The following is a 23,316-nucleotide window of genomic DNA, read 5'->3' as shown; positions in this document are numbered from 1 at the left end:
TCAGATTGATGACAAAGCCTTGGCGAAAGCCAAGGCTTTGTTGTTTAATCGGTCATGCTCAAAAAACCGACAGCCGCCCAGCACGAGTTAGAGATGGTGACCATCGAGATGCTCGTGCCCAAGGACCACCTGCTGCGCAAGATCGACGCGGCGGTGGATTTCGAGTTCATCCGAGAGAAGGTGGCGCATCTGTATTGCGCCGACAATGGCCGCCCGGCACTGGACCCGGTGGTACTCTTCAAGCTCTTGTTCATCGGTTACCTCTTCGGTATCCGCAGCGAGCGCCAGCTCATCCGCGAGGTCCAGGTCAATGTGGCCTATCGCTGGTTTGCCGGATTCCGTTTGACCGACAAGGTACCGGACTCCTCCACCTTCTCCCAGAACCGGCGCCGCCGCTTCATTGATACCACCGTCTATCAAGAGATCTTCGACGAGATCGTGCGCCAGGCCATTGGACGCGGCATGGTCGATGGCCGTGTGCTCTACAGCGACAGCACCCACCTCAAGGCCAACGCCAACAAGAACAAGTTCGACTACGTTCAAGTTACCCAGACCCCCTCGGCCTATCTGGCCGAATTGGATGCCGCTGTGGATATCGACCGTGCCGAGCATGGCAAGAAACCGCTCAAGCGTGACGACGATGATGAGCCGCCCACCAAAGAGATCAAGGTCAGTCGCACCGATCCCGAGAGCGGCTACATGGTGCGCGACGACAAGCCCAAGGGCTTCTTCTACCTGGATCACCGCACCGTCGATGCTAAGCATTCCATCATTACCGATACCCATGTCACGCCCGCCTCAGTCCATGACAGTCAGCCTTATCTGGCGCGCCTGGATCGTCAGCGCCAGACGTTCGGATTTGATGTACAGGCCGTTGGCCTGGATGCGGGCTACTTCACACCGGCCGTCTGCCAGGGACTGGAGAATCGCGAGATCAGCGGCGTGATGGGCTACCGCACACCCAACCACAAGCCGGGGACATTCTTTAAACGGGCGTATGAGTACGATGCCTACCGTGACGAATACATCTGCCCGCAGGGTCAACCCTTGCACTACAGCACCACCAATCGGCAGGGGTATCGGGAATACAAATCCAACCCTGAGCAATGCCGGGGCTGCAAGGTACGCGAGCAATGCACCAATAGCGCCAATGCGGTCAAGGTGGTGACGCGCCATGTGTGGGAGCGTTCCAAGGAGAAGGTGGATGATCGGCGTCGTACCGAATGGGGCAAGCGCATCTATGCCCGACGCAAGGAAACGGTAGAACGCAGCTTCGCCGACGCCAAGCAATTGCACGGACATCGTTATGCCCGTATGCGGGGATTGCGCAAGGTCGCCGAGCAGTGCTTGTTGGCGGCGGCGGCCCAGAACATGAAGAAGATTGCCCTGTTGGTGGCGCGCTTGCGCGCGCTTTTACACGGCTTGAGCGCCTCTGCCAGCGTACAAAAGTGGCTACAGAGAAAAATGAGCGCCTTGCTTGGCTTCTGCGCCATCGACCATCTGCAAATTACCTGCGCCTGAAAAACAAAACCCCGTGTTCGAAAACACGGGGTTCGTCATCAACCTGAACCGCCTGTTGCAAGACAGGCGGTTTTTTATTGTCCGGGCCAATGAAGCGGCGCCAATTCAATCCTTCCCCGCCAAGTAATGGCCGATCCTGCGCATGGCCAGCAGGGTCAGCACTTCATCCTGTTCCACCCCGTAGTCGCTCAACTTGACGATGACCGTACGCGTGGCGGGGTTGATGTAGAGGTATTGGCCGAACACGCCGATGGCCGAGAAGTCGCGGTCCACCGCATTGCCGGGCGGGATCCACCAGCCGTTGCGGTAGTCCAGCGTATTGCTGTTGTTGAGCGGCTGGCGTGGTTCGGCGGCCCAGGTAGGGCTGACGATCTGCTGCTGGCCGACGCGGCCGCCATCGAGATAGAGCAAGCCCAATCGGGAAAAGTCACGGGCAGTGGTGTTGAGGCAGCAGAAAGCCTTTTCCACGCCATGCTCTTGGCTATCCACGCTCCAGGTAGCGTCCTGTTCCATGCCCAGCGGTTCCCACAGGGCTTGCTGGGCGAAGTCGGACAGGCGCATCCCGGTGGCACGGGCCAGCACGCGTGAGAGCACCAGGGTATCGATGCTGCGGTATTCAAAGCGCGAACCGGGCGTAAAGCGCAGGCCGTCACGGCGCGCGATGAAGCGTTGCAGGTCGGTGCTGACGAACATGCGCACCACCGGCGAGACCAGCGAGCCGCCATAGTTTTCCTGCACATCGATGCCCGAACGCATGTCCAGCAACTGGCCGATGGTGATGTTGGCGTAGGCCGGGGCGATCTCAGTGCGGTTGAGATAACGGCCTATGGGTTCATTGAGCGACTTGATCTTGCCTTGCTGCAAGGCCACGCCGGTCAGCGCCGAGACGAAGGACTTGGCCACCGAGAACGAGGCGAAGCGGGTATTGGCGTCGTCGCCATCGATGTAGCGTTCGTAGACCACGCGGCCATCCTGCACCACCACGAAGGCCTGGGTCGCCGTGCTCTTGAGAAAATCGCTTACCGACAGGCTGCTGCCATCCTTCCACGGCACCTGGATGTCCAGCGCGCGCAGCGCCGTGGGTAGCGGCTGTGGATGGCTGGAGCGCGCAATCGGGTTGGCCTGGAACACCTTGTAGCTCTGGCTGCGCGGGGTCAGGTCGAATTGCAGGTCGACCAGCGTCGGCAGGCTGGGCAGGTCGGCCAGGCGGCGGCCGATCTCGGCACCGGCCAGCACCACCAGCAGGGCGGCGGTACTCCGGGCGATGAGCTGGGAGGGTGTGATGGGCATGAGGCTCGGGCGTGGAGAAGTGAGCCTATTGTGCCTGATCAGCCGGTCGTTTTGCGTGCCGCGTACTGCTGGTAGCCGCGTGCGCGCAACTCGCAGGCCGGGCACTTGCCACAGCCATGACCCCAGTCATGCAACTGGCCGCGCTCGCCCAGGTAGCAGGTATGGGTATCGGCGCGGATCAGGTCCACCAGCGCGCTGCCTCCCAGCGATTCGGCCAGCGACCAGGTGTCGGCCTTGTCGATCCACATCAGCGGCGTTTCCACTTTCAGCTGCGTGGCCATGCCCAGGTTCAGGGCCACCTGCAGCGCCTTCATGGTGTCGTCGCGGCAATCGGGATAGCCCGAGAAATCGGTTTCGCACATCCCGCCCACCAGCACGTTCAAGCCACGGCGATAGGCCAGCGTGGCGGCCACCGTCATGAACAACAGGTTGCGACCGGGCACGAAGGTATTGGGCAGACCATTGTCCTGCATGGCGATGGCGACATCGCGGGTCAATGCCGTGTCGGAAATCTTGCCGATCAGCGACAGGTCGATCATGTGGTCTTCGCCCAGGCGCGCTTGCCAGTCAGGCGAGAAGGTCTTCATCTTTTGCAGCAGGGCCGGACGCACTTGCAGTTCGATGGCGTGGCGCTGGCCGTAGTCGAAGCCGATGGTTTCCACCCGCGCATAGCGCGACAGCGCCCAGGCCAGGCAGGTGGTGGAATCCTGGCCACCGGAAAAGAGCACCAGGGCGCTTTGGGTGTTGAGGGTGGGGGCGATGGGAGGCGTAGCGGACATGTTCTTGCTCAAGGCTGGAAGGGAGACGGGGACAAGCACGCGGGGCCTGACGGCATCGCTGCCAGCCCAGGCCCCGCGTGTTCAACAGCGGCTAGCTTAGTGGGTTTTGTTGACCGAATCCAGCACCTGCTCGATATAGTCGCCATTGGGATCGGTGAACTTCAGGCGCACCGGATACCACTCCATCTTGGGTGCGAGCCAGATATCGAGCTTCTGGGCCTGGTCGTCCGGTGGTGGATTGCGGAACAGGTGCAGTGCTTCGGTCTCGCCCTGGGCGGTCTTGACCTTTTCGCGACCGACCACCTTGAAGGTCCATTGCTCGGCATCGCGCGGGCCGGCCACGAAGAACTTCCATTCCGAGCCCGGTTTCATCTTGGCGGCGTTGGCGCGGGCAATGGCCACGAATTGCCAGGTGATGCCGGTGCGATCCTGCTCGCCCCCTTGCAGCGGGAAGCTCTCGGCCGATTCGGTGAAGGTGATCTTGTTCTGCTCGCGGTTGAAGGTGGTGGTGGTCGGTTCGCGGCGCAGGCGTTTTTCGATGAAGCGCGACGGCGCCAGACCGTAGGCGTCGATGGCGCCTTCGCTGCTGGTTTCCAGGATCTTGCCCAGCAGCATGGCGCGGGTTTCGGTGGTGACGCTGTAGGCGGTCTTGTTTTGGCTCCACTTCACCAGGCCTTCGCCCTTGAGGTCGATGCCGCTTTGCTTGGCGCTGATGGCGTAATGCAGCTCGGCCGAGGGCGGCAGGTTGAAGGGACGTTTCTCGACCGGGTGCGGTCCTTCGGCGGCCTGCGCCGGGGCGCTGGCCAGCAGCGCAGCCAGTGGCAGGGCGGCCAGGGTGCGTAGGGTGGTGGTTAGGAGGCGATGTGAAAGTTTGTTCATGGCGAGCTCTTCGTCTTGGTCTCTATAGGGCTTTGGGGGAGGGGCATGTAGGTGTCATATGAACAAATACGACCAGAATACCCGGTGACGGTTCTGCCGTCTGGCAGCGCAATTGTGCGCAATTGTTTCCGATTTTGACAGGGCTGGCCGGATCGGGCAGGCCTTAGGGTTCCGGTGGCTTGAGTTCTGACAAGTCCAGTTGGGTGTAGTCGCCAGGGGGCCGCAGGTCGGTATAGCGCACCCGCACCGGATACCACTCGTGCTGTGGCGCCAGCCAGATATCGACTCGGTCGTCATAGGAGCCGGGCTTGGGCATCCGCACCAGGTGCCAGGTCTGCAGATGGCCGATGGGCAGGTCGAGGGCTTCCTGGCCCAGCACCTGTACGCGCCAGAGTTCGCCATCGCGCACCCCGGCCACGAACAGGTCGATCACCGCCCCCGGCTGGATCTGCGTGGCGTCGCCACGGCCGATGGCGGCCAGTTGCCAGATCAGGCTGGCCCGGTCCTGCTCGCCGCCACGGCGCGGGTAGCTGGTGGTGGAGGCGGAAAAGCTGACCAGGTTGCGCGCGCGGTTGAAGTGGGTGTTGGTGGCCGACTTGAAGCCTTTCTGCTCGGTGTAGAGCTCCGGCGAGACGCCCCAGGCATCCAGTTCGCCCACGCTGGTGAAATTGAGCAGGGTGAAGAACAGCGCCTTGGCCTTGCCCTCTACCCGGTAGTGGTTGCCTTCGTTGTGCCAGTCTATGCTGCCCCGGCCATAGGCGGGCTGCTGGTCCTTGGTGCCGGTGACGTCGTATTGGAGCAGCGCGCTGGGCGGGGCGCTGGTGTGGTACTGCTTGCCCGTGGCCGGTGCCTGGCTGTCGTCGGGGCTGGCATCTACCGTGGCCGTGCCATTGCCTGTGCCGCCCTGTGCCTGGCCATCACCGGATACGTCGGATACGCCGGTGCTCGCCGCTGGCATGGCGTGCGCGGCCTGCGGGGCGGGCGTGTAGATCGGTTCTACCGTTTCCCGGATCGGTTCGTCGGGGGGCTCGATGGATGGTTCGGCATGGCGCGTCGGTGCTGGCGCGGCTTGGCGAGCGGGCTTGCTGCGCTTGGGCTGCGCCGGTGCGGGGGCCGGCAGGACCACCGGCTGCTCCGGTGGCGGCACCGGCCGCAGTTCCACCGTCATGACCGGTTCCTGTGCCGCGCCGGGTGGGACGATGTGGTGCCGAGCCCAGTCCACCACCACCCCATGCAGCGCCAGGCTCAATGCGATCAGGATCAACAGGCGCGGCCAGCGCCGGGGTGGAAGGGAAACTTCGCTCATGCCCGCCAGTTTATCGGATCGCGTGGCCGTCGTCCTGGGCAAGAGGCCAGGTCAAACCACGTACAATGCGGCTTTTGGTCGTTGTCCCTGTCAATTGATGAACCTGTCCCTGTCTTCCCGCCTGCCTTTGCGTGTGTGCTCGGCCGCCCTCTTGGCGCTGGCCAGTGTCTGCGCCGCCGTTGCTGCCCCCTTGCCGCCGATCCGCATCGGCATGATCGATGGCCTCTCCGGTCCCTTCGCCAATGCCGGTGAGGCCGTGGTGCGCAACATCAGCTATGCCATCGAGCGCATCAATGCCCGCGGTGGCGTGAGCCTGCCCGATGGCAAGCACCTGTTACAGCTCTCCACCTTCGACAACAAGCTGGGGGTGGAAGACTCGCTGGTGCAGTTGCGCCAGTTGACCGATGAACGCATCCCCTTCCTGATCGAGGGCAACAGTTCGGCGGTGGCTGCGGCCTTGATCGACGCGGTCAACAAGCACAACCAGCGCGAGCCGGATCATCGGGTGCTGTTCCTGAATTACTCGGCGGTCGATCCCACCCTGACCAACGAGAAATGCAGCTTCTGGCACTTCCGTTTCGACGCCAGCGCCGACATGCGGATGCAAGCCCTGACCGAAGCCATCAAGGCCGACCCCGCGACCAAGAAGGTCTATCTGATTGGCCAGGACTACAGCTTTGGTCGCCAGGTGGCCAAGGCGGCGCGTGAGCAATTGGCGCTCAAGCGACCCGACATCGCCATCGTCGGCGATGAGCTGCACCCGATCGGCAAGATCAAGGATTTCTCTCCCTACATCGCCAAGATGCGCAGCGCCGGAGCGGATGCGGTCATCACCGGCAACTGGGGCAATGACCTGACGCTCTTGGTCAAGGCGGCGCGCGACGCCGGCTTCAAGGCCAAGTTCTATACCTTCTATGCCAACAGCCTCGGGGCCCCGGCTGCCATCGGCGAGGCCGGCGTGGGGGTGGTGCGGGCGGTGGCTGAGTGGCATCCCAACGCGGGCGGCAATCCGGGCTCGCCTAGCGACGCCTACTATCTGGAATTCCGCAAGCGCTACCCGCAACCCAAGGATGACTATCTCTATCTGCGGATGCAGGTGATGATCGACATGCTGGTCAAGGCCATCGAAAAGGCCGGGACCACCGATCCCAAGGCGGTTGCATATGCCCTGGAAGGCGCGCATTATCAGAACGCCTTCCACCAGGCGACCATGCGGGCCGAGGATCATCAACTGATCCAGCCGCTCTACCTGATGCAGATGCAGCGCGCCGACAGCGGCGGCATCCGTTTCGACAACGAGGGCAGCGGCTTTGGATTCCGTACCGAGCGTTTCATCCCGGCCGAGCAGACGGCGCTGCCCAGTAGCTGCCGGATGCAGCGCCCGCCACGCTGACACGTACAGACGTAGCACCAGGTAGCACACAACAACAGGAGCGAACTCATGCTGAACCAGGAGCAGATGCCGGGCGCAGGCTCGGTGGCCGATACCATCGAATTCATGAAGAAGATGTGGAGCAGCATGGGCGCGCCCGCCATGGCCACGCCCTCGCTGTCGGTGGAAGACATCAACAAGAAGATCGCAGACCTCAAGACCGTGGCCTCCTGGCTGGAACTGAACCTGAACATGTTGAAGGCCACCATCCAGACCCTGGAAGTGCAAAGCGCCACGCTCTCCACCTTGCAGGCCATGAGCGCCATCATGGCGTCGCGTCAGGCCCCGGCCGATGAGACGGCTGCTGATGAAGAGGCCAGCACGCCGCCGCCTTTCCCCTTCGGTTTCCCGATGTGGCCGGGCGCCGGGGCGGCCCCGCAAGAAACGCCGGAAGAAGAGCCGGCGCAAGCCGCTGCGCAAGATGTTGCTGAAGAGCAAGTATCTCAAGCCGAGCCGCCGCCACCCGTCGAAGAGGAAGCCGTGGTTCCGCCGGCCCCCGATTTCCAGTCCGCCATTGCCAACCCCAATGCTTGGTGGAATGTGTTGCAGGAGCAATTCAAGCACGCCGTCGGCAATGCCCTGGCCGGCAGCACGCCCGACCAGGAGCCCTTGCTGAAGCCGGCCAAGCCGCCCAAGGCTGCCAAGCGTAGCGAAAATAAGACAGTTGCGGCCAAGCCCAAGGCCCCCCCCAAAGGCAAGCCGGCTGGCGCTTCCAAGCCAGTCAAAGGGGCCAAGCCGCCGCCCGGGAAGCCAGCAGTCAAGAAAGCCCCCAAGCGCGCCGCAAATACGAGCGCGCCGGCCCGGACGGCTGTTGTACAATCGCGGCAAAACAAGAAGCCAGCCTCCCGCAAGCCAACATCCCCCTGATCCGCGCCCGGTCGGCGTCGGCCTGGGCGCATGAAGCGTCCGGGCCTTTGTCATATTGCTGAAACCTGACCGTTTTAGTATGGATCGGGAAAATCTTGTTAAAATCAAACACTTAACGCATATAGGCCCCTACTGAGATGCTGTACCCAGAATTGTTCAAATCGCTAGAGCAGGTCCGTTGGAATATGGATAAGGATATTCCCTGGGACAAGTTCGATGCTTCCTTGCTCACCGACGAACAGGCGCAGACCATCCGCATGAACGCGATCACGGAATGGTCGGCGCTGCCGGCGACCGAGATGTTCCTGCGCGACAATCGCGGGGACAGCGATTTTTCGGCATTCATGTCGGTATGGTTCTTCGAAGAACAGAAGCACTCGCTGGTGCTGATGGAATACCTGCGCCGCTTCCGCCCGGACCTGTGCCCGACCGAAGAAGAGCTGCACAACGTGCGCTTCGAGTTCGATCCCGCCCCGCCGCTGGAAACCCTGATGCTGCACTTCTGCGGCGAGATCCGCCTGAACCACTGGTACCGCTGTGCTGCCGACTGGCACACCGAGCCGGTCATCAAGCAGATCTACAAGATCATCAGCCAGGATGAAGCCCGCCACGGCGGCGCCTACCTGCGCTACATGAAGAAGGCCTTGAACGAAGTGGGCGACAAGGCCCGTGCGGCCTTCGCCAAGATCGGTGTGTTGATGGCCTCGGCCCGTCGCACCGAAAAGCCGCTGCACCCGACCAACCTGCACGTGAACCAGGCACTGTTCCCCAACGACACCGTGCAAAGCCGCCTGCCCGACCCGGAATGGCTGGAGCGCTGGCTGGACAGCCAGATCAAGTTCGACGGCGAATGGGAAAAGAAGGTCGTGGACCGCATCCTGCACAACATGTCGCTGCTGTTCGAACGTACCTTCAGCAACGTCCAGGAGCTGAACCGCTACCGCAAGGAAGTGACCCAGCGTATCCTGCCGTCCGGCGCCGCCGCAGCCTGAGCAGGAAAAATCCTTCACAGGCAGCAAGGCAGTACAATCGCAAAAGCCGCAACTAAGCCGCAACTGAGGTTGCGGCTTTTTTTATCCTTCACCCCAAGCCCACCCGAACCGATCCCGCTCAAGATGGCCGACTTCGAATCCAAACTCTGCACCCGCGACCAACTCCAGCAGCGCGTGGCCCAATTGCCCAAGCCGGTGGTGATGACCAATGGCGTGTTCGACATCCTGCATCGCGGCCACGTTACCTACCTGGCGCAGGCCCGCGCCCAGGGGGCATCGCTGGTGGTGGCGGTCAACACTGACGCCTCCGTCAAGCGCCTGGGCAAGGGCGATGACCGTCCCATCAACACCTGCGAAGACCGCATGGCGGTGCTGGCCGCCCTGGAGTCGGTGGCGCTGGTGGTCCCCTTCGATGAAGATACCGCCCTGGAAGCGGTGCAGCAGGCGCACCCGGAGATCTACGTCAAGGGCGGCGACTACGATATGCACGCTATTCCCGAAGGCCAGGCCGTGGCGGCCTATGGTGGCCAGGTGCTGGCCATTGCCTTCGAGCATGACCGCTCCACCACCAAGCTGCTGGCCAAGGTGCGCAAGCTGGCCGGCTGAGCGCGCCACGCAGTCAAAAAGAACAAGGCCGGCAGGAGCATTGCTCGCTGCCGGCCTTGCCATGTCAGGAACCGGCTGTGTCAGCCGGGCCGGTTCAGTGGTGCATGTGACCCTTCATGTCCTTCATGTCCTTCATATCCTTCATATCGTCCTTGCCGGCCGTGGTGGCCGCACGGTCTTCGACATTGAAGCTCACCTCGACCTTGCCGGCCTTCTCGAAGGTCAGCGTGACCGGTACCTTGTCACCCGCCTGCAGCGGCTTGGACAGGCCCATCAACATGATGTGGTAGCCATTGCCCGGCTGCATGGTGATCTTCTGACCGGGTTTGACTTCCAGCCCGCCATCGAGCTCGCGCATCTTCATCACATTGCCTTCCATGGCCATGGTATGGATCTCACCCGACTTGGCCACCGGCGAAGACACCGCCACCAGGCGGTCCGGCGTGCTGCCCTTGTTTTCGATGCTCACATAGGCACCAGCAGCCGGCTGGCCCGGCACGGTGGCGCGGGCGTAGGGGTGGCCGATGTCGAGCTGACCCAGCTTGTAGTCATGCGCTTGCGACAGTGGAGCGGCCGCCAGCAGGGCAGCGGTGATGGCCAGGGTGGCCGTGCGTTGGAAAAAATGTTTCATATCGTTGAGTCCTGGTTGTCGTTTCGATTCCTGATAAGCGGGCCAGCGGCCAGCAAGGGTGGGCGCAAAGGCCCAAGGGACGGCGCTGATCAGGCAGGCGGCGCACGCGCCTGGGGCGAACCCGGCGCCAGGCTGGCCGAGCGCAGCGGCGGCAGCGCGCGCGCCAGCGGATAGCTCATTGCCGACACGGGAGCGCTATCCCAGCCCGAACTCGGCGCAGGCGTGGCCGCCTGGTGGCCGCAGCACAAGGGGCAATGGCCGGCTGTCACATGCGCCGGGGCATTGCCGCTGTTACCACCCCCGACGCTGCAAATGGCCATGGCCGGCACGTCCCCCAGGCTGCGCGCAGCGGCCTGCTGCCACCAGGGGGCGGCCACCAGGGCCAGCACCAGCCACAGGCAAGCCCATGCCGGCCACCGCAGCCAGCGGCGGCGGGGAGCGGGATGGAGGAAGGCGTGGCGGGAAGACATGGGCAGGGATTATAGCAACCGTCCCCTGGGTTGCCCGGGCGCACGGTTGATGCCGATCATGCCCCGCCGCTTGATGGCGCAGAATGGCGCAGAACGCGAGTGCCCTGTGCGCCCGCCACCGGCGCGGCCCGCCCGTCTTCATGCAAATTGATTGTTCACATCCGCTAGGCTAGACTTACCCTCTTTTTCGGGTATTCCATCCATTTTTCCAAGGGAGACTGCATGTCCTATCACCACAAGCTGACGCTGCGCGCGCTGGTCGCCGCCCTGTCCCTGGCCGCCGTCTGTGCCGCCCCGGCCATGGCCGCCGAGAAGTCCGTCGCGGTGACCGCCATCGTCGAGCACCCGGCCCTGGACGCCATCCGTGACGGTGTGAAGGACGAGTTGAAGGAAGAAGGCTTCGACGCCGGCAAGAACCTGAAGTGGGAATACCAGAGCGCCCAAGGCAACACCGGCACCGCCGCCCAGATCGCCCGCAAGTTCATCGGCGACAAGCCTGATGTGATCGTGGCCATCGCCACCCCCTCGGCCCAGGCCGTGGTGGCCGCCACCAAGAGCATCCCGGTGGTCTATTCGGGCGTCACCGATCCGGTGGCGGCACAACTGGTGAAGGACTGGAAACCTTCCGGCACCAACGTCACTGGCGTGTCCGACCTGCTGGAACTGGACAAGCAAGTCGATCTGATCAAGCGCGTGGTGCCCAAGGCCAAGCGCGTGGGCATGGTCTACAACCCCGGCGAAGCCAATTCCGCCGTGGTGGTCAAGGCCTTGAAGGAACTGCTGGCCAAGTCCGGCATGACCCTGGTGGAAGCCGCCGCCCCGCGTTCGGTGGACGTCGGTTCGGCCGCCAAGAGCCTGATCGGCAAGGTCGATGTGATCTACACCAACACCGACAACAATGTGGTCTCGGCCTATGAAGCGCTGGTCAAGGTCGGCGACGATGCCAAGATCCCGCTGGTGGCGTCCGACACCGACAGCGTCAAGCGTGGCGCCATCGCCGCCCTGGGCGTGAACTACTACGATCTGGGCCGCCAGACCGGCAAGGTGGTCGGCCGCATCCTCAAGGGTGAAAAGCCGGGCGACATCGCCTCGGCCACCAGCAGCAAGCTGGAACTGTTCGTCAACACGGCCGCCGCCCAGAAGCAGGGCGTGACCCTGTCGCCGGAACTGGTGAATTCGGCCAAGACCGTCATCAAGCAATAAACCGAGCCAGGTATGGAAGATCCCGCTGCGACGCGGGATCTTCTTTATTCGGCGGCAGCACCGTAGCGATTGTTTGCCCATACTCATAACGGGCCCGGTCGAGAGGAACGCCGAGGCCTGATCACCATGAACGAGGAGAGGACCATGTTTGCAGTATCGAAGTCATTGCGCGCCATTGCCGGTGCGCTGGCCTTAAGCGCCATCTGTGCCTCGGCCCTGGCGGCCGAGAAGGTGGTGGCCATCACTTCCTTCGTCGAACACCCGGCGCTGGACGCCGTGCGTGACGGTACCAAGGACGAACTGATCGCCGAAGGCTTCGAGCCCGGCAAGAACCTGAAGTGGGATTTCCAGAGCGCCCAGGCCAATGCCGGTACCGCCGGCCAGATCGCCAAGAAGTTCGTGGGTGACAACCCGGACGTGATCGTGGCCATCGGCACCCCCTCGGCGCAGCCGCTGGTGGCCGCGACCAAGACCATTCCCATCGTCTACTCGGCCATCGCCGACCCCATGGCGGCGCAACTGGTCAAGGACTGGAAGCCCTCCGGCACCAACGTCACGGGCCTGTCGCACATGCTGGACCCGGTCAAGCAGGTCGAGATCATCAAGCGCGTGGTGCCTGAGGCCAAACGCGTGGGCGTGGTTTACAATCCGGGCGAAGCCAATTCCGTGTCGGCCCTGAACAACCTCAAGGGCGAGTTGCAGAAGGCCGGCCTGACCCTGGTGGAAGCCGCCGCCCCCCGTTCGGTGGATGTGGCGCCAGCCGCCAAGAGCCTGATCGGCAAGATCGATGTGATGTACACCACCACCGACAACAACGTGGTGTCGGTCTTCGAATCGCTGGCCAAGGTCTGCAACGACGCCAGGATCCCGCTAATCGCGTCGGACACCGGCAGCGTCAAGCGTGGCGCGATCGCCGCCCTGGGCGTGAATTTCTACGACATGGGGCGCCAGACCGGTAAGGTCGTGGCCCGTATCCTGAAGGGGGAAAAGGCTGGCGACATCGCCTCTTCGCCGGTCAAGAACCTGGAGCTGTACGTCAATACTTCGGCGGCGCAAAAGCAGGGCGTGACCCTGTCGCCGGAGTTCGTGAAGTCGGCCACCAAGGTGCTTAACTAAGTACTCAACCCCGCGTGACCTGATTTGTCGGCCATGCACCGCTGGCGCCGCACCACCCGTGCTGTGCCAGCGCCACGCAGAAGACATTCGGCATGGGCGTACCGCGCCTGGCCGAATGTGTTTTTTTAAGAAAGTCCTTTTATGTCGCTGTATACCCTCCTGGGCGCCTTGGAGATCGGCCTGATCTTCAGTCTGGTCGCCCTCGGCGTGCTCATTTCCTTCCGCATCCTGGTATTCCCTGACCTGACCGTCGATGGCAGCTTCCCGCTGGGCGGCGCCGTGGCGGCCACCATGATCGCCGCCGGCTACAATCCCTTCCTGGCCACCTTCGTGGCCCTGCTGGCCGGTGCGCTGGCCGGTTTCATTACCGCCTGGCTCAACGTGCGCTTGAAGATCATGGATCTGCTGGCCAGTATCCTGATGATGATCGCGCTGTATTCGATCAACCTGCGCGTGATGGGTAAGCCCAACGTGCCCTTGATTTCCGAGCCGACCATCTTCACCATCCTGCAGCCGGGCTGGATCCCCGACTATGTGGGCCGCCCGCTGATCCTGCTGGTGGTGGTGACCGCCGCCAAGCTGCTGCTGGACTGGTTCTTCTCTTCCGAGATCGGCCTGGCCATGCGCGCCACCGGCGCCAACGCCCGCATGGCGCGCGCCCAGGGCATCGCCACCGGTCGCGCCACGCTGGCCGGCATGGCGCTGGCCAATTCGCTGGTGGCGCTGGCCGGTGCGCTGTTTGCCCAGACCCAGGGTGGTTCGGACATCTCCATGGGCATCGGTACCATCGTCATCGGCCTGGCGGCCGTCATCATCGGCGAGAACATCCTGCCGGCACGCCGCCTGGTGTGGACCACGCTGGCGGTGATCCTGGGGGCGATCCTGTATCGCTTCTTCATCGCGCTGGCGCTCAATAGCGACTTCATCGGCCTGCAGGCGCAAGACCTGAACCTGGTCACCGCCGTGCTGGTGATGCTGGCCCTGGTGCTGCCCATGGGCAAGCGCAAGTTGAAACTGCTGAGAAAGGGAGCCTGAGATGTTGAAAGCCACCGATCTCAAGATCACCTTCAATCCCGGTACCCCCATCGAGAACCCGGCCCTGCGCGGCCTCTCGCTGGAAATCCCGACCGGCCAGTTCGTGGCCGTGATCGGCTCCAATGGCGCCGGCAAGTCCACCTTCCTCAATGCCATCTCCGGTGACCTGCTGGTCGATAGCGGCAAGATCGAAATCGACGGCACCGACGTCACCCGCAAGCAGGCCTGGGATCGCGCCGGCATGGTGGCGCGCGTGTTCCAGGACCCGATGGCCGGTACCTGTGAAGCGCTGACCATCGAAGAGAACATGGCCCTGGCCATGGCCCGTGGCCGCCGCCGCGGCTTCCAGTTCGCCATTCGCGGCAAGATGCGCGAGCTGTTCCGCGAAAAGCTGGCGATCCTGAACCTGGGTCTGGAAAACCGCCTGACCGACCGCATCGGCCTGCTCTCCGGCGGCCAGCGCCAGGCGGTGAGTCTGTTGATGGCTTCGTTGCAGCCTTCGCGCATCCTGCTGCTCGATGAGCATACGGCAGCGCTCGACCCCAAGACCGCCGCCTTCGTGCTGGAGCTGACGGCCAAGATCGTGGCCGAGGGCAAGCTCACCACCATGATGGTGACCCACAGTATGCGTCAGGCACTGGACTATGGTGACCGCACCGTGATGCTGCACCAGGGCCGCGTGGTGCTGGATGTGTCGGGCCCGGAACGCGCCGGGCTGGACGTGCCGGACCTGCTGAAGATGTTCGAGCAGACGCGCGGGGAGAAGCTTTCGGATGATGCGCTGTTGCTGGGCTGATTTCAGCCTGGATGGCGCTGCCAACGAAAAAGGCTCCCCTCGGGGAGCCTTTTTTCATGGTCGCAGCAGCTTAACTGCCGCCCTCATAGCCATTCTGGCGCCAGGCTTCATAGACCACCACCGCCACCGTATTGGACAGGTTGATGCTGCGATTGCCCGGCCGCATCGGCAAGCGGATGCGTTGCGCGGTGGGGAAGGATTCGCGCCGCTCGGGGGCCAGGCCGCGCGTCTCGGAGCCGAACACGAAGGTGTCGCCCGGCTGGAACGCCAGGCCCGCAAAGGGCGTGGAGCCATGCGTGGTCATGGCGAACATGCGCCTTGCATCGAATTGCGGATCTTGCCGGCGCTGGGCCAGGAAGCTATCCCAGTCGGGATGCACCTGCATGTTGGCGTATTCGTGGTAGTCCAGTCCGGCGCGCCGCATCTTGGCATCATCGAGCGGGAAGCCGAGCGGCTCTACCAAGTGCAGTTGGGCGCCGGTATTGGCGCACAGGCGGATGATGTTGCCGGTATTGGGAGGGATCTCCGGCTCGACCAGGACGACGTGGAACAAAAAACTCTCCTGCAATAAAAAGATCGCCGACCCGGTTCAGGTCGGCAGGGTGCGCGCAAAGACCAGGTTGGTCACGCGCCGGGCGCCGTGCCGCTTGAGCACGATGGCCACTTCATTCAAGGTGGCGCCGGTGGTCATCACATCATCCACGATGCCCACGTGCAGCCCGCGCACCTGGTCCATGGCGGCGAAGGGCAGGGCGAAGGCCGAGCGCACGTTGCGGGCCCGCGCGCCCACCGGCAGCGCCGATTGCGCCTGGGTTTCCTTCTTGCGTTCGAGCAGGCGCGCCTGCACCGGAATATCCAGCAACTGGCCCAGCGGGCGGGCAATTTCCAGCGCTTGGTTGAAGCCGCGTTCCTGCAGCCGCGCCAGGCCCAGCGGTACCGGCGCCAGCACGGTGGGCAGCGGCAACTGCACGTCGCTGCCCGGTACCGGGTTGCGGCGGGTGGCGTCGTAGATCAGCCGGGCCAGCAGCGGCGCCAGTCGCAGGTCGCCGCCGAATTTCAGGGCCAGGGCCAACTGGTCGGAAGGGGCAAAATAATCGGTAGCGACGATGGTGGCATCGAAGGCCGGGCGGTCTTTGAGGCAGGCGCCGCAGCGCAGTTCCTTGCCGGTCACCGGCATGGGCATGGCGCACTGGATACAGCGCCGGTGCTGGCGGGTATAGAAGCGCTTGTGGCAGGGGGCGCACAGGGTCTCGCGCCCGGCCGCACCGCACAGCGCGCAGGAAGAGGGCAGCAGTTGCGGCAATTGCGCCAAGAGGCGCTGCAGCCAGCCGGGGCCGGTCGCTTTGCCTGGCCGCGCGGGTTTGCCGCCGACGGCGCGGTAAGCGCTGCCCGGCTTGGCCTGGGGCGTTGCGGTGGCGGGTTTTGCGGGTTTGACATCCATGTTAGCTGCGCCCGGGAAAAATGGATTTCGACTAAACTACGCGCATTATCGCATCAGCCCCCGTGGATCTGCTGCTTACCTGTTTCCCTATTGCGTTTGCTCACGCCCTCACCCGATGTCCCTGCCGCCTCCTTCTGCCAGCGCCAAGCTGAGCGCTCCCATTGACCTGCCCCTGGTGCGCCGTCGCTTCGGCCAGCCACAACGGGTGGCCGAGTCCGATTTCCTGCGGCGTGAAGTCTCGGCACGGATGCAGGAGCGCCTGGCGCTGGTGAAGATCGACCCGCGTGAAGTGTTGGACGCCGGGTGCGGCGAGGGCGCCGACCTGCCGGTGTTGCAGAAGCGCTACCCGCAAGCCCAGGTGATCGGTCTGGATGGCGCCTATGCCATGTTGGCCAAGGCGGCCGACCACCAGCGCGGCGCGCAGACGGCGATGAATCGCCTGTTCGGCTCCATCAACAAGTGGCTGGGTTCGCCCCCTAGCGGCAACGGCCCGCAACTGGCCTGCGCCGATTTCGCCCGCTTGCCGCTGGCCCCCAATGCGCTGGACCTGGTCTGGTCCAACCTGGCCCTGCACTGGCATCCCCAGCCTGATCGGGTGTTCGCCGAATGGCGGCGCGTGCTGCGGGTGGAGGGCTTGCTGATGTTTTCCTGCTTCGGCCCCGATACCCTGCGCGAGGTGCGCAGCGCCTTCGAGCAGATCGATCTGGCGCCGCACACCTTGCCCTTCGTCGATATGCACGACTTCGGCGACATGCTGGTCAATGCCGGCTTTTCCACGCCGGTGATGGACATGGAAACCATCACCGTCACCTACGAGACACCGCAGCGCCTGCTGGAAGACGTGCGCGCCTGGGGCGGCAACCCGCTGGAGTCGCGGCGCCGCAGCATGATGAGTCGCGCCCAGTATCAGCGCCTGCTGGCGGCCTTCGAGGCCATGCGCAAGCCCGATGGCAAGATCCCGCTGAGCTTCGAGATCGTCTACGGCCATGCCTTCCGCCCGGTGCCCAAGACCACCGCGGCCGGCGAGAGCATCATTCGCTTCGAACGCCCGCCGCGATAGTCACCATTTCATATAAGGCTTGGTTGCACAGCACTATCTGGCAGCCGGCATCGTTGCTGTGAGGTGACGCCCAGTGTTCCATCGGGATCGGCGCATCCTGCGCAAAGTCGCGTCCATGCTGGTTTTGCGGGATGTGTCGTGACTCGCCGTAACAGCGCAAAAACCCATTGCCGACAATGCCGCGGTGCGTGCTTGATCCATGGCGAGGTTAGCCCTTATACTCAAATCGGCAAAAAAATATTCACATAAAGAAATCCCAGCAAGAACAAATAGCAAGAATAAATAAAGACCGCAAAACGGATAGCCACGGATAGCGCCAGTAACAGGCCGGCCACCCAGCAACACCGGGCCGCCGCCATCCAGTGAGGCTTCCCAGCGGTGCGAAACAGAGACACGCTCGACTGCCCATCATGCTGGCGAGGTGCTATGGAGACGCGGGAATGGATACTGAAGCGCAATTGTTCGATTGCGCCACGCCAGCTGGCGTGGGTCTTCGCAATCCTTTGTATGGTTTCACTCACGGTCGCGCTGGGCTTTACGCTCCATGGCGCTTGGACCATCCTGTTTTTTTCAGTCATTGAATTATTGGCAGTGGGCGCGGCCATGCTGGTCTACGCCCGTCATGCCACGGATTGCGAAGTGGTGGCGCTGGAAAGCGGGGGGGGCAGTGCGTGCATGTGGGGCGGTTCACGAACCAGTGGCAACGACGCGCCTTCGCGCAGGAGCTGGAACGTGAACTGGCCGCCAGGTTTGGCGGGACGGCAGCACTCTCATTCTTATAAATTGTTGGGCTCTAGAGGAAATCCATGAAACTTGCGAAGCGCCTTCAAACCTTGTCCCTCGGTGCCTCGCTGCTGGCGGCCGGCTTGCCGGCCTGGGCAGTGGTGGACAGTCCGGGGGGACCGGCCGTGCTGCAGACCAACTTCCAGCCGCCGGTGACCAAGATCGCCGAGCAGATCTACGACCTGCACATCATGATGCTGGTGATCTGCCTGCTCATCTTCGTGGCCGTGTTCGGGGTGATGTTCTATTCCATCATCAAGCACCGCAAGTCGGTCGGCCACAAGGCCGCCTCCTTCCACGAAAGCACCACCGTGGAAATCGCCTGGACCGTGGTGCCCTTCCTGATCGTCATCGGCATGGCCCTGCCGGCCACCAAGACGGTGGTGGCGATGAAGGACACCTCCAACGCCGACCTCACCATCAAGGTCACCGGGATGCAGTGGAAGTGGGGGTATGACTATTTGAAGGGCGAAGGTGAAGGAATCTCCTTCCTCTCCAGTCTGGCAACGCCGCGCGAGCAGATCACCGATCCGGCACTGAAGAAAAACGACAACTACCTCATCGAGGTCGATAACCCTGTGGTGGTGCCGGTCAACAAGAAGGTGCGCCTGGTCACCACTGCCAATGACGTGATCCACTCCTGGACCATTCCGGCCTTCGGCGTGAAGCAGGATGCCATTCCCGGCTTCGTGCGCGACACCTGGTTCCGTGCCGAGAAGATCGGTACCTATCGCGGCCAGTGCGTGGAATTGTGCGGCAAGGATCACGCCTTCATGCCCATCGTGGTCAACGTGGTCAGCGATGACGACTACAAGAAATGGGTCGAGGGCAAGAAGAAGGAAATGGCCGCCAAGGCCGACGACCCCAGCAAGGTCTGGACGGTGGATGAGCTGAAGCAGCGCGGCGAGAAGGTCTATGCGGCCAACTGCGTGGTTTGCCACCAGGCCAATGGCAAGGGTGTGCCAGGGGCCTTCCCGGCGCTCGATGGCAGCGCCGTGGTCAACGGCCCCAAGGATGGCCAGATTCACATCCTGCTCAACGGCAAGAACGCCATGCCGGCCTGGAAGGGCATCTTGAACGACACCGAAATCGCCGCCGTGATCACTTATACGCGCAACAACTGGTCCAACAAGGCCCAGGAAAACATCGTGCAGCCCGCCGAAGTGCTGGCCGCCCGCAAGTAATTGTTTGGAGAACCGGACATGACTACCACCGTCGATCACGCCCCCGATCATTCCCACGATCACGCGCATGGGCATGGGCACGATGACCATTCACACGACCATCCGCACGGCTGGCGGCGCTGGCTGTTGGCCACCAACCACAAGGACATCGGCACGCTCTACCTGTGGTTCTCGTTCACCATGCTGCTCTCGGGAGGCGTGCTGGCCTTGCTGATCCGGGCCGAACTGTTCCAGCCGGGCCTGCAATTCTTCCGGCCTGAATTCTTCAACCAGTTGACCACCATGCACGGCCTGGTGATGGTGTTCGGTGCGATCATGCCGGCCTTCGTGGGCTTCGCCAACTGGATGATTCCACTGCAGATCGGCGCTTCCGACATGGCCTTTGCGCGCATGAACAACTTCTCGTTCTGGCTGCTGCCACCGGCCGCGCTGCTGCTAGCCGGTTCCTTCCTGGTGCCGGGTGGCGCCACGGCGGCCGGCTGGACGCTCTATGCGCCGCTATCGACCCAGATGGGCCCCGGCATGGACATGGGCATCTTCGCCATGCACATCATGGGCGCCTCTTCCATCATGGGCTCGATCAACATCATCGTCACCATCCTCAACATGCGCGCCCCCGGCATGACGCTGATGAAGATGCCCATGTTCTGCTGGACCTGGCTCATCACGGCCTATCTGCTGATCGCCGTGATGCCGGTGCTGGCCGGCGCCATCACCATGACCTTGACCGACCGTCACTTCGGTACCTCCTTCTTCAACGCCGCCGGCGGTGGTGACCCGGTGATGTACCAGCACATCTTCTGGTTCTTCGGTCATCCCGAGGTCTACATCATGATCCTGCCGGCCTTCGGCATCGTCTCGCAGATCATCCCGGCCTTCGCGCGCAAGCCGTTGTTCGGCTATGCCTCGATGGTGTATGCCACCGCCTCGATTGCGATCCTGTCCTTCATCGTCTGGGCGCACCACATGTTCACCACCGGGATGCCGGTCACCGCGCAATTGTTCTTCATGTACGCCACCATGTTGATTGCCGTGCCCACCGGCGTGAAGATCTTCAACTGGATCGCCACCATGTGGCGCGGCTCCATGACCTTCGAGACACCGATGCTGTTCTCGGTGGGCTTCATCTTCGTCTTCACCATGGGCGGCTTCACCGGCCTGATCCTGGCGGTCACGCCGATCGACATCCAGATGCAGGATACCTATTACGTGGTGGCGCACTTCCACTACGTGCTGGTGGCCGGTTCGCTCTTCGCGCTCTTCGCCGGCTACTACTACTGGGGCCCCAAGTGGACCGGCTTCATGTACAACGAATGGCGCGGCAAGTTCCACTTCTGGGCTTCGCTGATCACCTTCAATATCACCTTCTTCCCCATGCACTTCCTGGGCCTGGCCGGGATGCCGCGTCGCTATGCGGACTACCCGGCGCAGTTCACCGACTTCAACATGATTGCCTCCATCGGCGCCTTCGGCTTCGGTTTGTCGCAGGTGTACTTCCTGTTCTTCGTGGTGATCCCCTCCATCAAGGGCGGCAAGAAGGCCGAGGCCAAGCCCTGGGAAGGGGCCGAAGGCCTGGAGTGGACCGTGCCCAGCCCGGCGCCGTTCCATACCTTCGAAGAACCACCGGTGGTGAAATGATCCGCTGTGGATAAGACCATTCACGCCGTCACGCAAGGGAGCACCATGACCACCCGCAAGCAACCCAACAACCTGCGCACCGGCCTGCTGCTGGCTCTGGTGGCGCTGGCCTTCTTCGTGGGCATCTTCGTCAACCGCATCTGGTTTGCGCAATGAAGCGAACCTCTGAACCGGACCAGGAGCAGCCAGAGCGCGGCCTGAACCGCGTGATGCTGCGCAAGCTGGTGGTGGTGGCCGTGCTCATGTTCGGCTTCGGCTATGCCTTGATTCCGGTCTACCGCAAGATCTGCGAAGTGACCGGGGTGAACTTCCTCACGCCCAAGGATGCCACGGTCGAAGCGCCGGCCAATAGCCAGGTCGACAAGTCGCGCGTGGTCACGGTGGAGTTCGATGGCAATGCCCAGGGACCGTGGCGCTTCCGCCCTACGGTGGCCAGCTTGCAGGTGCATCCGGGCGAGATGACGCAGGTCACCTATGAAGTGGTCAACACCCAGGCGCGCAATGTGGATGCCCAGGCCATCCCCAGCTATGCGCCGCAGCAGTCGGCGGCCTTCTTCAAGAAGGTGGAGTGCTTCTGCTTCACCCAGCAGACGCTGGGGCCGAACCAGGCCAAGCAGATGCCGGTGGTGTTCTACATCGATCCCAAGCTGCCCAAGGATGTGACCACGATCACGCTGTCCTATACCTTCTTCGAGATCAATGGCAAGGACAAGACGGCGGGTTCGACAGTACCGACGGGGTCAGCAGGATGAGGAGAACACTTGAACGATGAGCTCAAACAGGCCGCCCAGCGCAAGGCCTCGTTCGGCTTGACCATGAAGGCGGTGTTCTGGTCCTTCTTCGGGGTGCGCAAGCGTAAGGATTACGAATCGGATGCCGCCAAGCTCAATCCGGTCCATGTGATCATCGCCGGCATCCTGGGCGCGGCCATCTTCGTGGCGGTACTGGTGATCATCGTCAAGCTGGTGGTGGCCAGTGCCACAGGTGGTGGATAAGCCAAAGGCAAGGAGCCTAGTGCATTAGCAAAAAATGAATCTGGAATGCAAGGGCATTGCATAGCGCTTAATGCCCGGCAAGACCAGCCAATCGCAATCGCAATCGGATTTCGTACCGGGAGAAGAACATGAGTTCTCAACAAGCCAAGGCGCCCCATTACTTCGTTCCAGGCCCGTCGCGCTGGCCGATGATGGCCGGCATTTCCATGCTCATCACCATGATCGGGGCCTCGGCCTGGGTCAATGGCGTGGCTTGGGCGCCCTACGTCAATATCTTGGGCATCCTGATGGTGTTGGTGGTGCTGTACTACTGGTTCGGCGACGCCATCCGCGAATCCGAGTCCGGCCTCTACAGCGAACGCATCGACCTGTCCTATCGCTGGAGCATGAGCTGGTTCATCTTCTCGGAGGTGATGTTCTTCGCCGCCTTCTTCGGTGCGCTGTTCTATGCCCGCAGCATCACCATGCCGTGGCTGGCCGACCTGGACCACAAGCTGCTCTGGCCCGACTTCACCGGCCAGTGGGGCAATGTCGGTCCGGCCGGCACGGTGGAAAACTTCACCACCATGGGCCCGTTCCCCATCCCCACCATCAATACCTTGCTGCTGCTGTCCTCAGGTGTGACGCTGACCATCTCGCACCACGCCATGCGCGCCGGCCATCGCACCCAGACGGCGGTGTGGCTGTTCCTGACCATCCTGCTGGGGGCGGTCTTCATGGGCTTCCAGGCCTATGAATACATCCATGCCTACAGCGAACTGAACCTCAAGCTCTCCTCGGGCATCTACGGTTCGACCTTCTTCATGCTGACCGGCTTCCATGGGTTCCACGTCACCATGGGCGCGATCATGCTCTCGGTGGTGCTGTATCGCTTGCTGCGCGGGCACTTCACGCCCACCCACCACTTCGCCTTCGAAGGCGCGGCCTGGTACTGGCACTTCGTCGACGTGGTGTGGCTGGGCCTGTATGTGGTGGTGTACTGGCTGTAAGTGCAGGCCGTCTCCGGGAAAAAACAAAGCCGCACTTCGATGCGGCTTTTTCTTGGAACGGGTAGTGCTTAACGGAGTGGTGCGGGCCTCAGCGGATACCGGTCGGCTGTATCCAGCCCAGCTTGTAGCTCAGGAGGATGAAAAGGAATAGTGCCACCGAGAAGCCGACCCGCAAGGTCAGCGCCTGCACGGTGCGGTTGCTCTTGCCCTTGTCGCGCATCAGGAAGATCAATGCCGAAGCCAGGCTGGCCAGGATCAGGACGAAGGCGATGGCGACGATGATTTTCATGACGGTAGAATTCC

At 62.7% G+C, this 23,316-nt stretch carries 27 protein-coding genes; 17 read left to right on the top strand and 10 right to left on the bottom strand.

Translation table 11 applies throughout. The features are described from left to right. Positions 1 to 54: 54 nt before the first annotated feature. Entirely contained in the window at positions 55 to 1,521 is a 1,467-nt protein-coding gene (locus RC54_RS21795) for an IS1182 family transposase (RefSeq protein WP_244216397.1), read from the top strand. A gap of 105 nt (positions 1,522 to 1,626) precedes the next feature. Here RC54_RS21795 and RC54_RS21790 read toward each other — a convergent pair whose 3' ends face one another. The 4 genes from RC54_RS21790 to RC54_RS21775 form a co-directional block, all read right to left on the bottom strand. Further along, positions 1,627 to 2,811, bottom strand: coding sequence for a serine hydrolase domain-containing protein (locus RC54_RS21790; RefSeq protein ID WP_061789959.1), 1,185 nt, complete (start codon positions 2,809 to 2,811; stop codon positions 1,627 to 1,629). 38 nt (positions 2,812 to 2,849) lie between these two features. Further along, entirely contained in the window at positions 2,850 to 3,590 is a 741-nt protein-coding gene (gene queC, locus RC54_RS21785; RefSeq protein ID WP_061789958.1) for a 7-cyano-7-deazaguanine synthase QueC, read from the bottom strand. A gap of 96 nt (positions 3,591 to 3,686) precedes the next feature. After that, positions 3,687 to 4,469 (bottom strand): DUF3108 domain-containing protein, encoded by a 783-nt coding sequence (locus RC54_RS21780; RefSeq protein ID WP_058896902.1) that lies wholly within the window; start codon positions 4,467 to 4,469, stop codon positions 3,687 to 3,689. A gap of 163 nt (positions 4,470 to 4,632) precedes the next feature. Next, complete coding sequence (locus tag RC54_RS21775) at positions 4,633 to 5,775, bottom strand: DUF3108 domain-containing protein (RefSeq protein ID WP_061789957.1); 1,143 nt, start codon at positions 5,773 to 5,775, stop codon at positions 4,633 to 4,635. 97 nt (positions 5,776 to 5,872) lie between these two features. Between RC54_RS21775 and RC54_RS21770 the strand changes: the two genes are divergently transcribed. The 4 genes from RC54_RS21770 (at position 5,873) to rfaE2 (ending at position 9,672) form a co-directional block, all read left to right on the top strand. Then, the gene (locus tag RC54_RS21770; protein ID WP_082686109.1) at positions 5,873 to 7,168 is read left to right on the top strand and encodes a branched-chain amino acid ABC transporter substrate-binding protein; all 1,296 of its coding nucleotides are present in this window, start codon (positions 5,873 to 5,875) and stop codon (positions 7,166 to 7,168) included. A 48-nt stretch (positions 7,169 to 7,216) separates the two neighbouring features. Beyond that, complete coding sequence (locus RC54_RS21765; protein ID WP_061789956.1) at positions 7,217 to 8,074, top strand: PhaM family polyhydroxyalkanoate granule multifunctional regulatory protein; 858 nt, start codon at positions 7,217 to 7,219, stop codon at positions 8,072 to 8,074. A 137-nt stretch (positions 8,075 to 8,211) separates the two neighbouring features. Further along, positions 8,212 to 9,066, top strand: a complete 855-nt coding sequence (locus RC54_RS21760) for a ferritin family protein (RefSeq protein ID WP_058896899.1) — start codon at positions 8,212 to 8,214, stop codon at positions 9,064 to 9,066. Between the two features lie 123 nt (positions 9,067 to 9,189). Next, a complete protein-coding gene (gene rfaE2 / locus RC54_RS21755; RefSeq protein ID WP_017453698.1) occupies positions 9,190 to 9,672 on the top strand; it encodes a D-glycero-beta-D-manno-heptose 1-phosphate adenylyltransferase in 483 nt (160 codons plus the stop codon). A gap of 94 nt (positions 9,673 to 9,766) precedes the next feature. Here the strand turns inward: rfaE2 and RC54_RS21750 are convergent, their stop codons facing one another. After that, a complete protein-coding gene (locus RC54_RS21750; RefSeq protein ID WP_061789955.1) occupies positions 9,767 to 10,303 on the bottom strand; it encodes a copper chaperone PCu(A)C in 537 nt (178 codons plus the stop codon). Between the two features lie 89 nt (positions 10,304 to 10,392). Next, positions 10,393 to 10,773: a DUF2946 family protein gene (locus tag RC54_RS21745; protein ID WP_058896897.1), complete on the bottom strand. Its 381-nt coding sequence runs from the start codon at positions 10,771 to 10,773 to the stop codon at positions 10,393 to 10,395. Positions 10,774 to 10,995: 222 nt separating this feature from the next. Here RC54_RS21745 and RC54_RS21740 point away from each other — a divergent pair, with 222 nt between their 5' ends. From RC54_RS21740 to RC54_RS21725, 4 genes are all read left to right on the top strand, one after another. Continuing rightward, positions 10,996 to 11,976 (top strand): ABC transporter substrate-binding protein, encoded by a 981-nt coding sequence (locus RC54_RS21740; protein WP_058896896.1) that lies wholly within the window; start codon positions 10,996 to 10,998, stop codon positions 11,974 to 11,976. A 144-nt stretch (positions 11,977 to 12,120) separates the two neighbouring features. Further along, positions 12,121 to 13,092 (top strand): ABC transporter substrate-binding protein, encoded by a 972-nt coding sequence (locus RC54_RS21735; protein ID WP_174526112.1) that lies wholly within the window; start codon positions 12,121 to 12,123, stop codon positions 13,090 to 13,092. A 141-nt stretch (positions 13,093 to 13,233) separates the two neighbouring features. Further along, the gene (locus RC54_RS21730; RefSeq protein WP_058896894.1) at positions 13,234 to 14,127 is read left to right on the top strand and encodes an ABC transporter permease; all 894 of its coding nucleotides are present in this window, start codon (positions 13,234 to 13,236) and stop codon (positions 14,125 to 14,127) included. A gap of 1 nt (position 14,128) precedes the next feature. Continuing rightward, positions 14,129 to 14,923: an ABC transporter ATP-binding protein gene (locus tag RC54_RS21725; RefSeq protein WP_061789953.1), complete on the top strand. Its 795-nt coding sequence runs from the start codon at positions 14,129 to 14,131 to the stop codon at positions 14,921 to 14,923. Positions 14,924 to 14,993: 70 nt separating this feature from the next. On the opposite strand, the gene RC54_RS21720 is transcribed toward RC54_RS21725, so the two are convergent. Together RC54_RS21720 and RC54_RS21715 are read right to left on the bottom strand one after the other, a co-directional pair. Beyond that, positions 14,994 to 15,476, bottom strand: coding sequence for a tRNA (cytidine(34)-2'-O)-methyltransferase (locus tag RC54_RS21720; protein WP_061789952.1), 483 nt, complete (start codon positions 15,474 to 15,476; stop codon positions 14,994 to 14,996). A 36-nt stretch (positions 15,477 to 15,512) separates the two neighbouring features. After that, positions 15,513 to 16,364 (bottom strand): ComF family protein, encoded by an 852-nt coding sequence (locus RC54_RS21715; RefSeq protein WP_058896891.1) that lies wholly within the window; start codon positions 16,362 to 16,364, stop codon positions 15,513 to 15,515. A gap of 115 nt (positions 16,365 to 16,479) precedes the next feature. Here RC54_RS21715 and RC54_RS21710 point away from each other — a divergent pair, with 115 nt between their 5' ends. After that, positions 16,480 to 17,424, top strand: a complete 945-nt coding sequence (locus RC54_RS21710; RefSeq protein ID WP_061789951.1) for a methyltransferase domain-containing protein — start codon at positions 16,480 to 16,482, stop codon at positions 17,422 to 17,424. Positions 17,425 to 17,645: 221 nt separating this feature from the next. Here the strand turns inward: RC54_RS21710 and RC54_RS26015 are convergent, their stop codons facing one another. Then, positions 17,646 to 18,029, bottom strand: coding sequence for a hypothetical protein (locus tag RC54_RS26015; protein WP_373281450.1), 384 nt, complete (start codon positions 18,027 to 18,029; stop codon positions 17,646 to 17,648). Here RC54_RS26015 and RC54_RS21705 point away from each other — a divergent pair. The 7 genes from RC54_RS21705 (at position 17,932) to RC54_RS21680 (ending at position 23,013) form a co-directional block, all read left to right on the top strand. Continuing rightward, a complete protein-coding gene (locus tag RC54_RS21705; RefSeq protein WP_373281449.1) occupies positions 17,932 to 18,234 on the top strand; it encodes a DUF2244 domain-containing protein in 303 nt (100 codons plus the stop codon). The genes RC54_RS26015 and RC54_RS21705 overlap by 98 nt on opposite strands. Next, positions 18,231 to 19,391, top strand: coding sequence for a cytochrome c oxidase subunit II (coxB, locus tag RC54_RS21700; protein WP_058896888.1), 1,161 nt, complete (start codon positions 18,231 to 18,233; stop codon positions 19,389 to 19,391). Before RC54_RS21705 ends, coxB begins: the two co-directional genes overlap by 4 nt. Before the next feature lie 18 nt (positions 19,392 to 19,409). Further along, positions 19,410 to 21,029 carry a cytochrome c oxidase subunit I gene (gene ctaD / locus RC54_RS21695; protein ID WP_058896887.1) on the top strand — a complete coding sequence of 540 codons (1,620 nt, stop codon included), beginning with the start codon at positions 19,410 to 19,412 and terminating at the stop codon, positions 21,027 to 21,029. 6 nt (positions 21,030 to 21,035) lie between these two features. Continuing rightward, positions 21,036 to 21,185: a cytochrome oxidase small assembly protein gene (locus RC54_RS25475; protein ID WP_156425875.1), complete on the top strand. Its 150-nt coding sequence runs from the start codon at positions 21,036 to 21,038 to the stop codon at positions 21,183 to 21,185. Next, positions 21,182 to 21,781: a cytochrome c oxidase assembly protein gene (locus RC54_RS21690; protein WP_061789949.1), complete on the top strand. Its 600-nt coding sequence runs from the start codon at positions 21,182 to 21,184 to the stop codon at positions 21,779 to 21,781. Before RC54_RS25475 ends, RC54_RS21690 begins: the two co-directional genes overlap by 4 nt. Positions 21,782 to 21,790: 9 nt before the next feature. Beyond that, positions 21,791 to 22,024, top strand: a complete 234-nt coding sequence (locus RC54_RS21685; protein WP_058896885.1) for a DUF2970 domain-containing protein — start codon at positions 21,791 to 21,793, stop codon at positions 22,022 to 22,024. A gap of 128 nt (positions 22,025 to 22,152) precedes the next feature. After that, positions 22,153 to 23,013 (top strand): cytochrome c oxidase subunit 3, encoded by an 861-nt coding sequence (locus RC54_RS21680; RefSeq protein ID WP_061789948.1) that lies wholly within the window; start codon positions 22,153 to 22,155, stop codon positions 23,011 to 23,013. 88 nt (positions 23,014 to 23,101) lie between these two features. On the opposite strand, the gene RC54_RS21675 is transcribed toward RC54_RS21680, so the two are convergent. Next, entirely contained in the window at positions 23,102 to 23,302 is a 201-nt protein-coding gene (locus RC54_RS21675; protein WP_017453715.1) for a twin transmembrane helix small protein, read from the bottom strand. Positions 23,303 to 23,316 lie beyond the last annotated feature (14 nt).

The organism is Herbaspirillum rubrisubalbicans, assembly GCF_003719195.1.
GTDB classification, from domain to species: Bacteria; Pseudomonadota; Gammaproteobacteria; order Burkholderiales; family Burkholderiaceae_D; genus Herbaspirillum; species Herbaspirillum rubrisubalbicans.
The sequence above is the reverse complement of the archived record's forward strand: the minus strand, read 5'-3'. Positions and strand labels throughout refer to the sequence as shown.

Bases quoted from the DNA above. Each gene is read 5' to 3' on its own strand.
- RC54_RS21750 (WP_061789955.1), bottom strand. From the start codon at position 10,303: ATGAAACATTTTTTCCAACGCACGGCCACCCTGGCCATCACCGCTGCC.
- rfaE2 (WP_017453698.1), top strand. From the start codon at position 9,190: ATGGCCGACTTCGAATCCAAACTCTGCACCCGCGACCAACTCCAGCAG.
- queC (WP_061789958.1), bottom strand. From the start codon at position 3,590: ATGTCCGCTACGCCTCCCATCGCCCCCACCCTCAACACCCAAAGCGCC.
- RC54_RS21790 (WP_061789959.1), bottom strand. From the start codon at position 2,811: ATGCCCATCACACCCTCCCAGCTCATCGCCCGGAGTACCGCCGCCCTG.
- RC54_RS21780 (WP_058896902.1), bottom strand. From the start codon at position 4,469: ATGAACAAACTTTCACATCGCCTCCTAACCACCACCCTACGCACCCTG.
- RC54_RS21730 (WP_058896894.1), top strand. From the start codon at position 13,234: ATGTCGCTGTATACCCTCCTGGGCGCCTTGGAGATCGGCCTGATCTTC.
- RC54_RS21795 (WP_244216397.1), top strand. From the start codon at position 55: ATGCTCAAAAAACCGACAGCCGCCCAGCACGAGTTAGAGATGGTGACC.
- RC54_RS21760 (WP_058896899.1), top strand. From the start codon at position 8,212: ATGCTGTACCCAGAATTGTTCAAATCGCTAGAGCAGGTCCGTTGGAAT.
- RC54_RS21725 (WP_061789953.1), top strand. From the start codon at position 14,129: ATGTTGAAAGCCACCGATCTCAAGATCACCTTCAATCCCGGTACCCCC.
- RC54_RS21770 (WP_082686109.1), top strand. From the start codon at position 5,873: ATGAACCTGTCCCTGTCTTCCCGCCTGCCTTTGCGTGTGTGCTCGGCC.
- RC54_RS21705 (WP_373281449.1), top strand. From the start codon at position 17,932: ATGGTTTCACTCACGGTCGCGCTGGGCTTTACGCTCCATGGCGCTTGG.
- ctaD (WP_058896887.1), top strand. From the start codon at position 19,410: ATGACTACCACCGTCGATCACGCCCCCGATCATTCCCACGATCACGCG.
- RC54_RS21690 (WP_061789949.1), top strand. From the start codon at position 21,182: ATGAAGCGAACCTCTGAACCGGACCAGGAGCAGCCAGAGCGCGGCCTG.
- RC54_RS21765 (WP_061789956.1), top strand. From the start codon at position 7,217: ATGCTGAACCAGGAGCAGATGCCGGGCGCAGGCTCGGTGGCCGATACC.
- RC54_RS21675 (WP_017453715.1), bottom strand. From the start codon at position 23,302: ATGAAAATCATCGTCGCCATCGCCTTCGTCCTGATCCTGGCCAGCCTG.
- RC54_RS21680 (WP_061789948.1), top strand. From the start codon at position 22,153: ATGAGTTCTCAACAAGCCAAGGCGCCCCATTACTTCGTTCCAGGCCCG.
- RC54_RS21740 (WP_058896896.1), top strand. From the start codon at position 10,996: ATGTCCTATCACCACAAGCTGACGCTGCGCGCGCTGGTCGCCGCCCTG.
- RC54_RS21735 (WP_174526112.1), top strand. From the start codon at position 12,121: ATGTTTGCAGTATCGAAGTCATTGCGCGCCATTGCCGGTGCGCTGGCC.
- RC54_RS21710 (WP_061789951.1), top strand. From the start codon at position 16,480: ATGTCCCTGCCGCCTCCTTCTGCCAGCGCCAAGCTGAGCGCTCCCATT.
- RC54_RS21745 (WP_058896897.1), bottom strand. From the start codon at position 10,773: ATGTCTTCCCGCCACGCCTTCCTCCATCCCGCTCCCCGCCGCCGCTGG.
- RC54_RS21715 (WP_058896891.1), bottom strand. From the start codon at position 16,364: ATGGATGTCAAACCCGCAAAACCCGCCACCGCAACGCCCCAGGCCAAG.
- RC54_RS26015 (WP_373281450.1), bottom strand. From the start codon at position 18,029: ATGGCCGCGCCCACTGCCAATAATTCAATGACTGAAAAAAACAGGATG.
- RC54_RS21775 (WP_061789957.1), bottom strand. From the start codon at position 5,775: ATGAGCGAAGTTTCCCTTCCACCCCGGCGCTGGCCGCGCCTGTTGATC.
- coxB (WP_058896888.1), top strand. From the start codon at position 18,231: ATGAAACTTGCGAAGCGCCTTCAAACCTTGTCCCTCGGTGCCTCGCTG.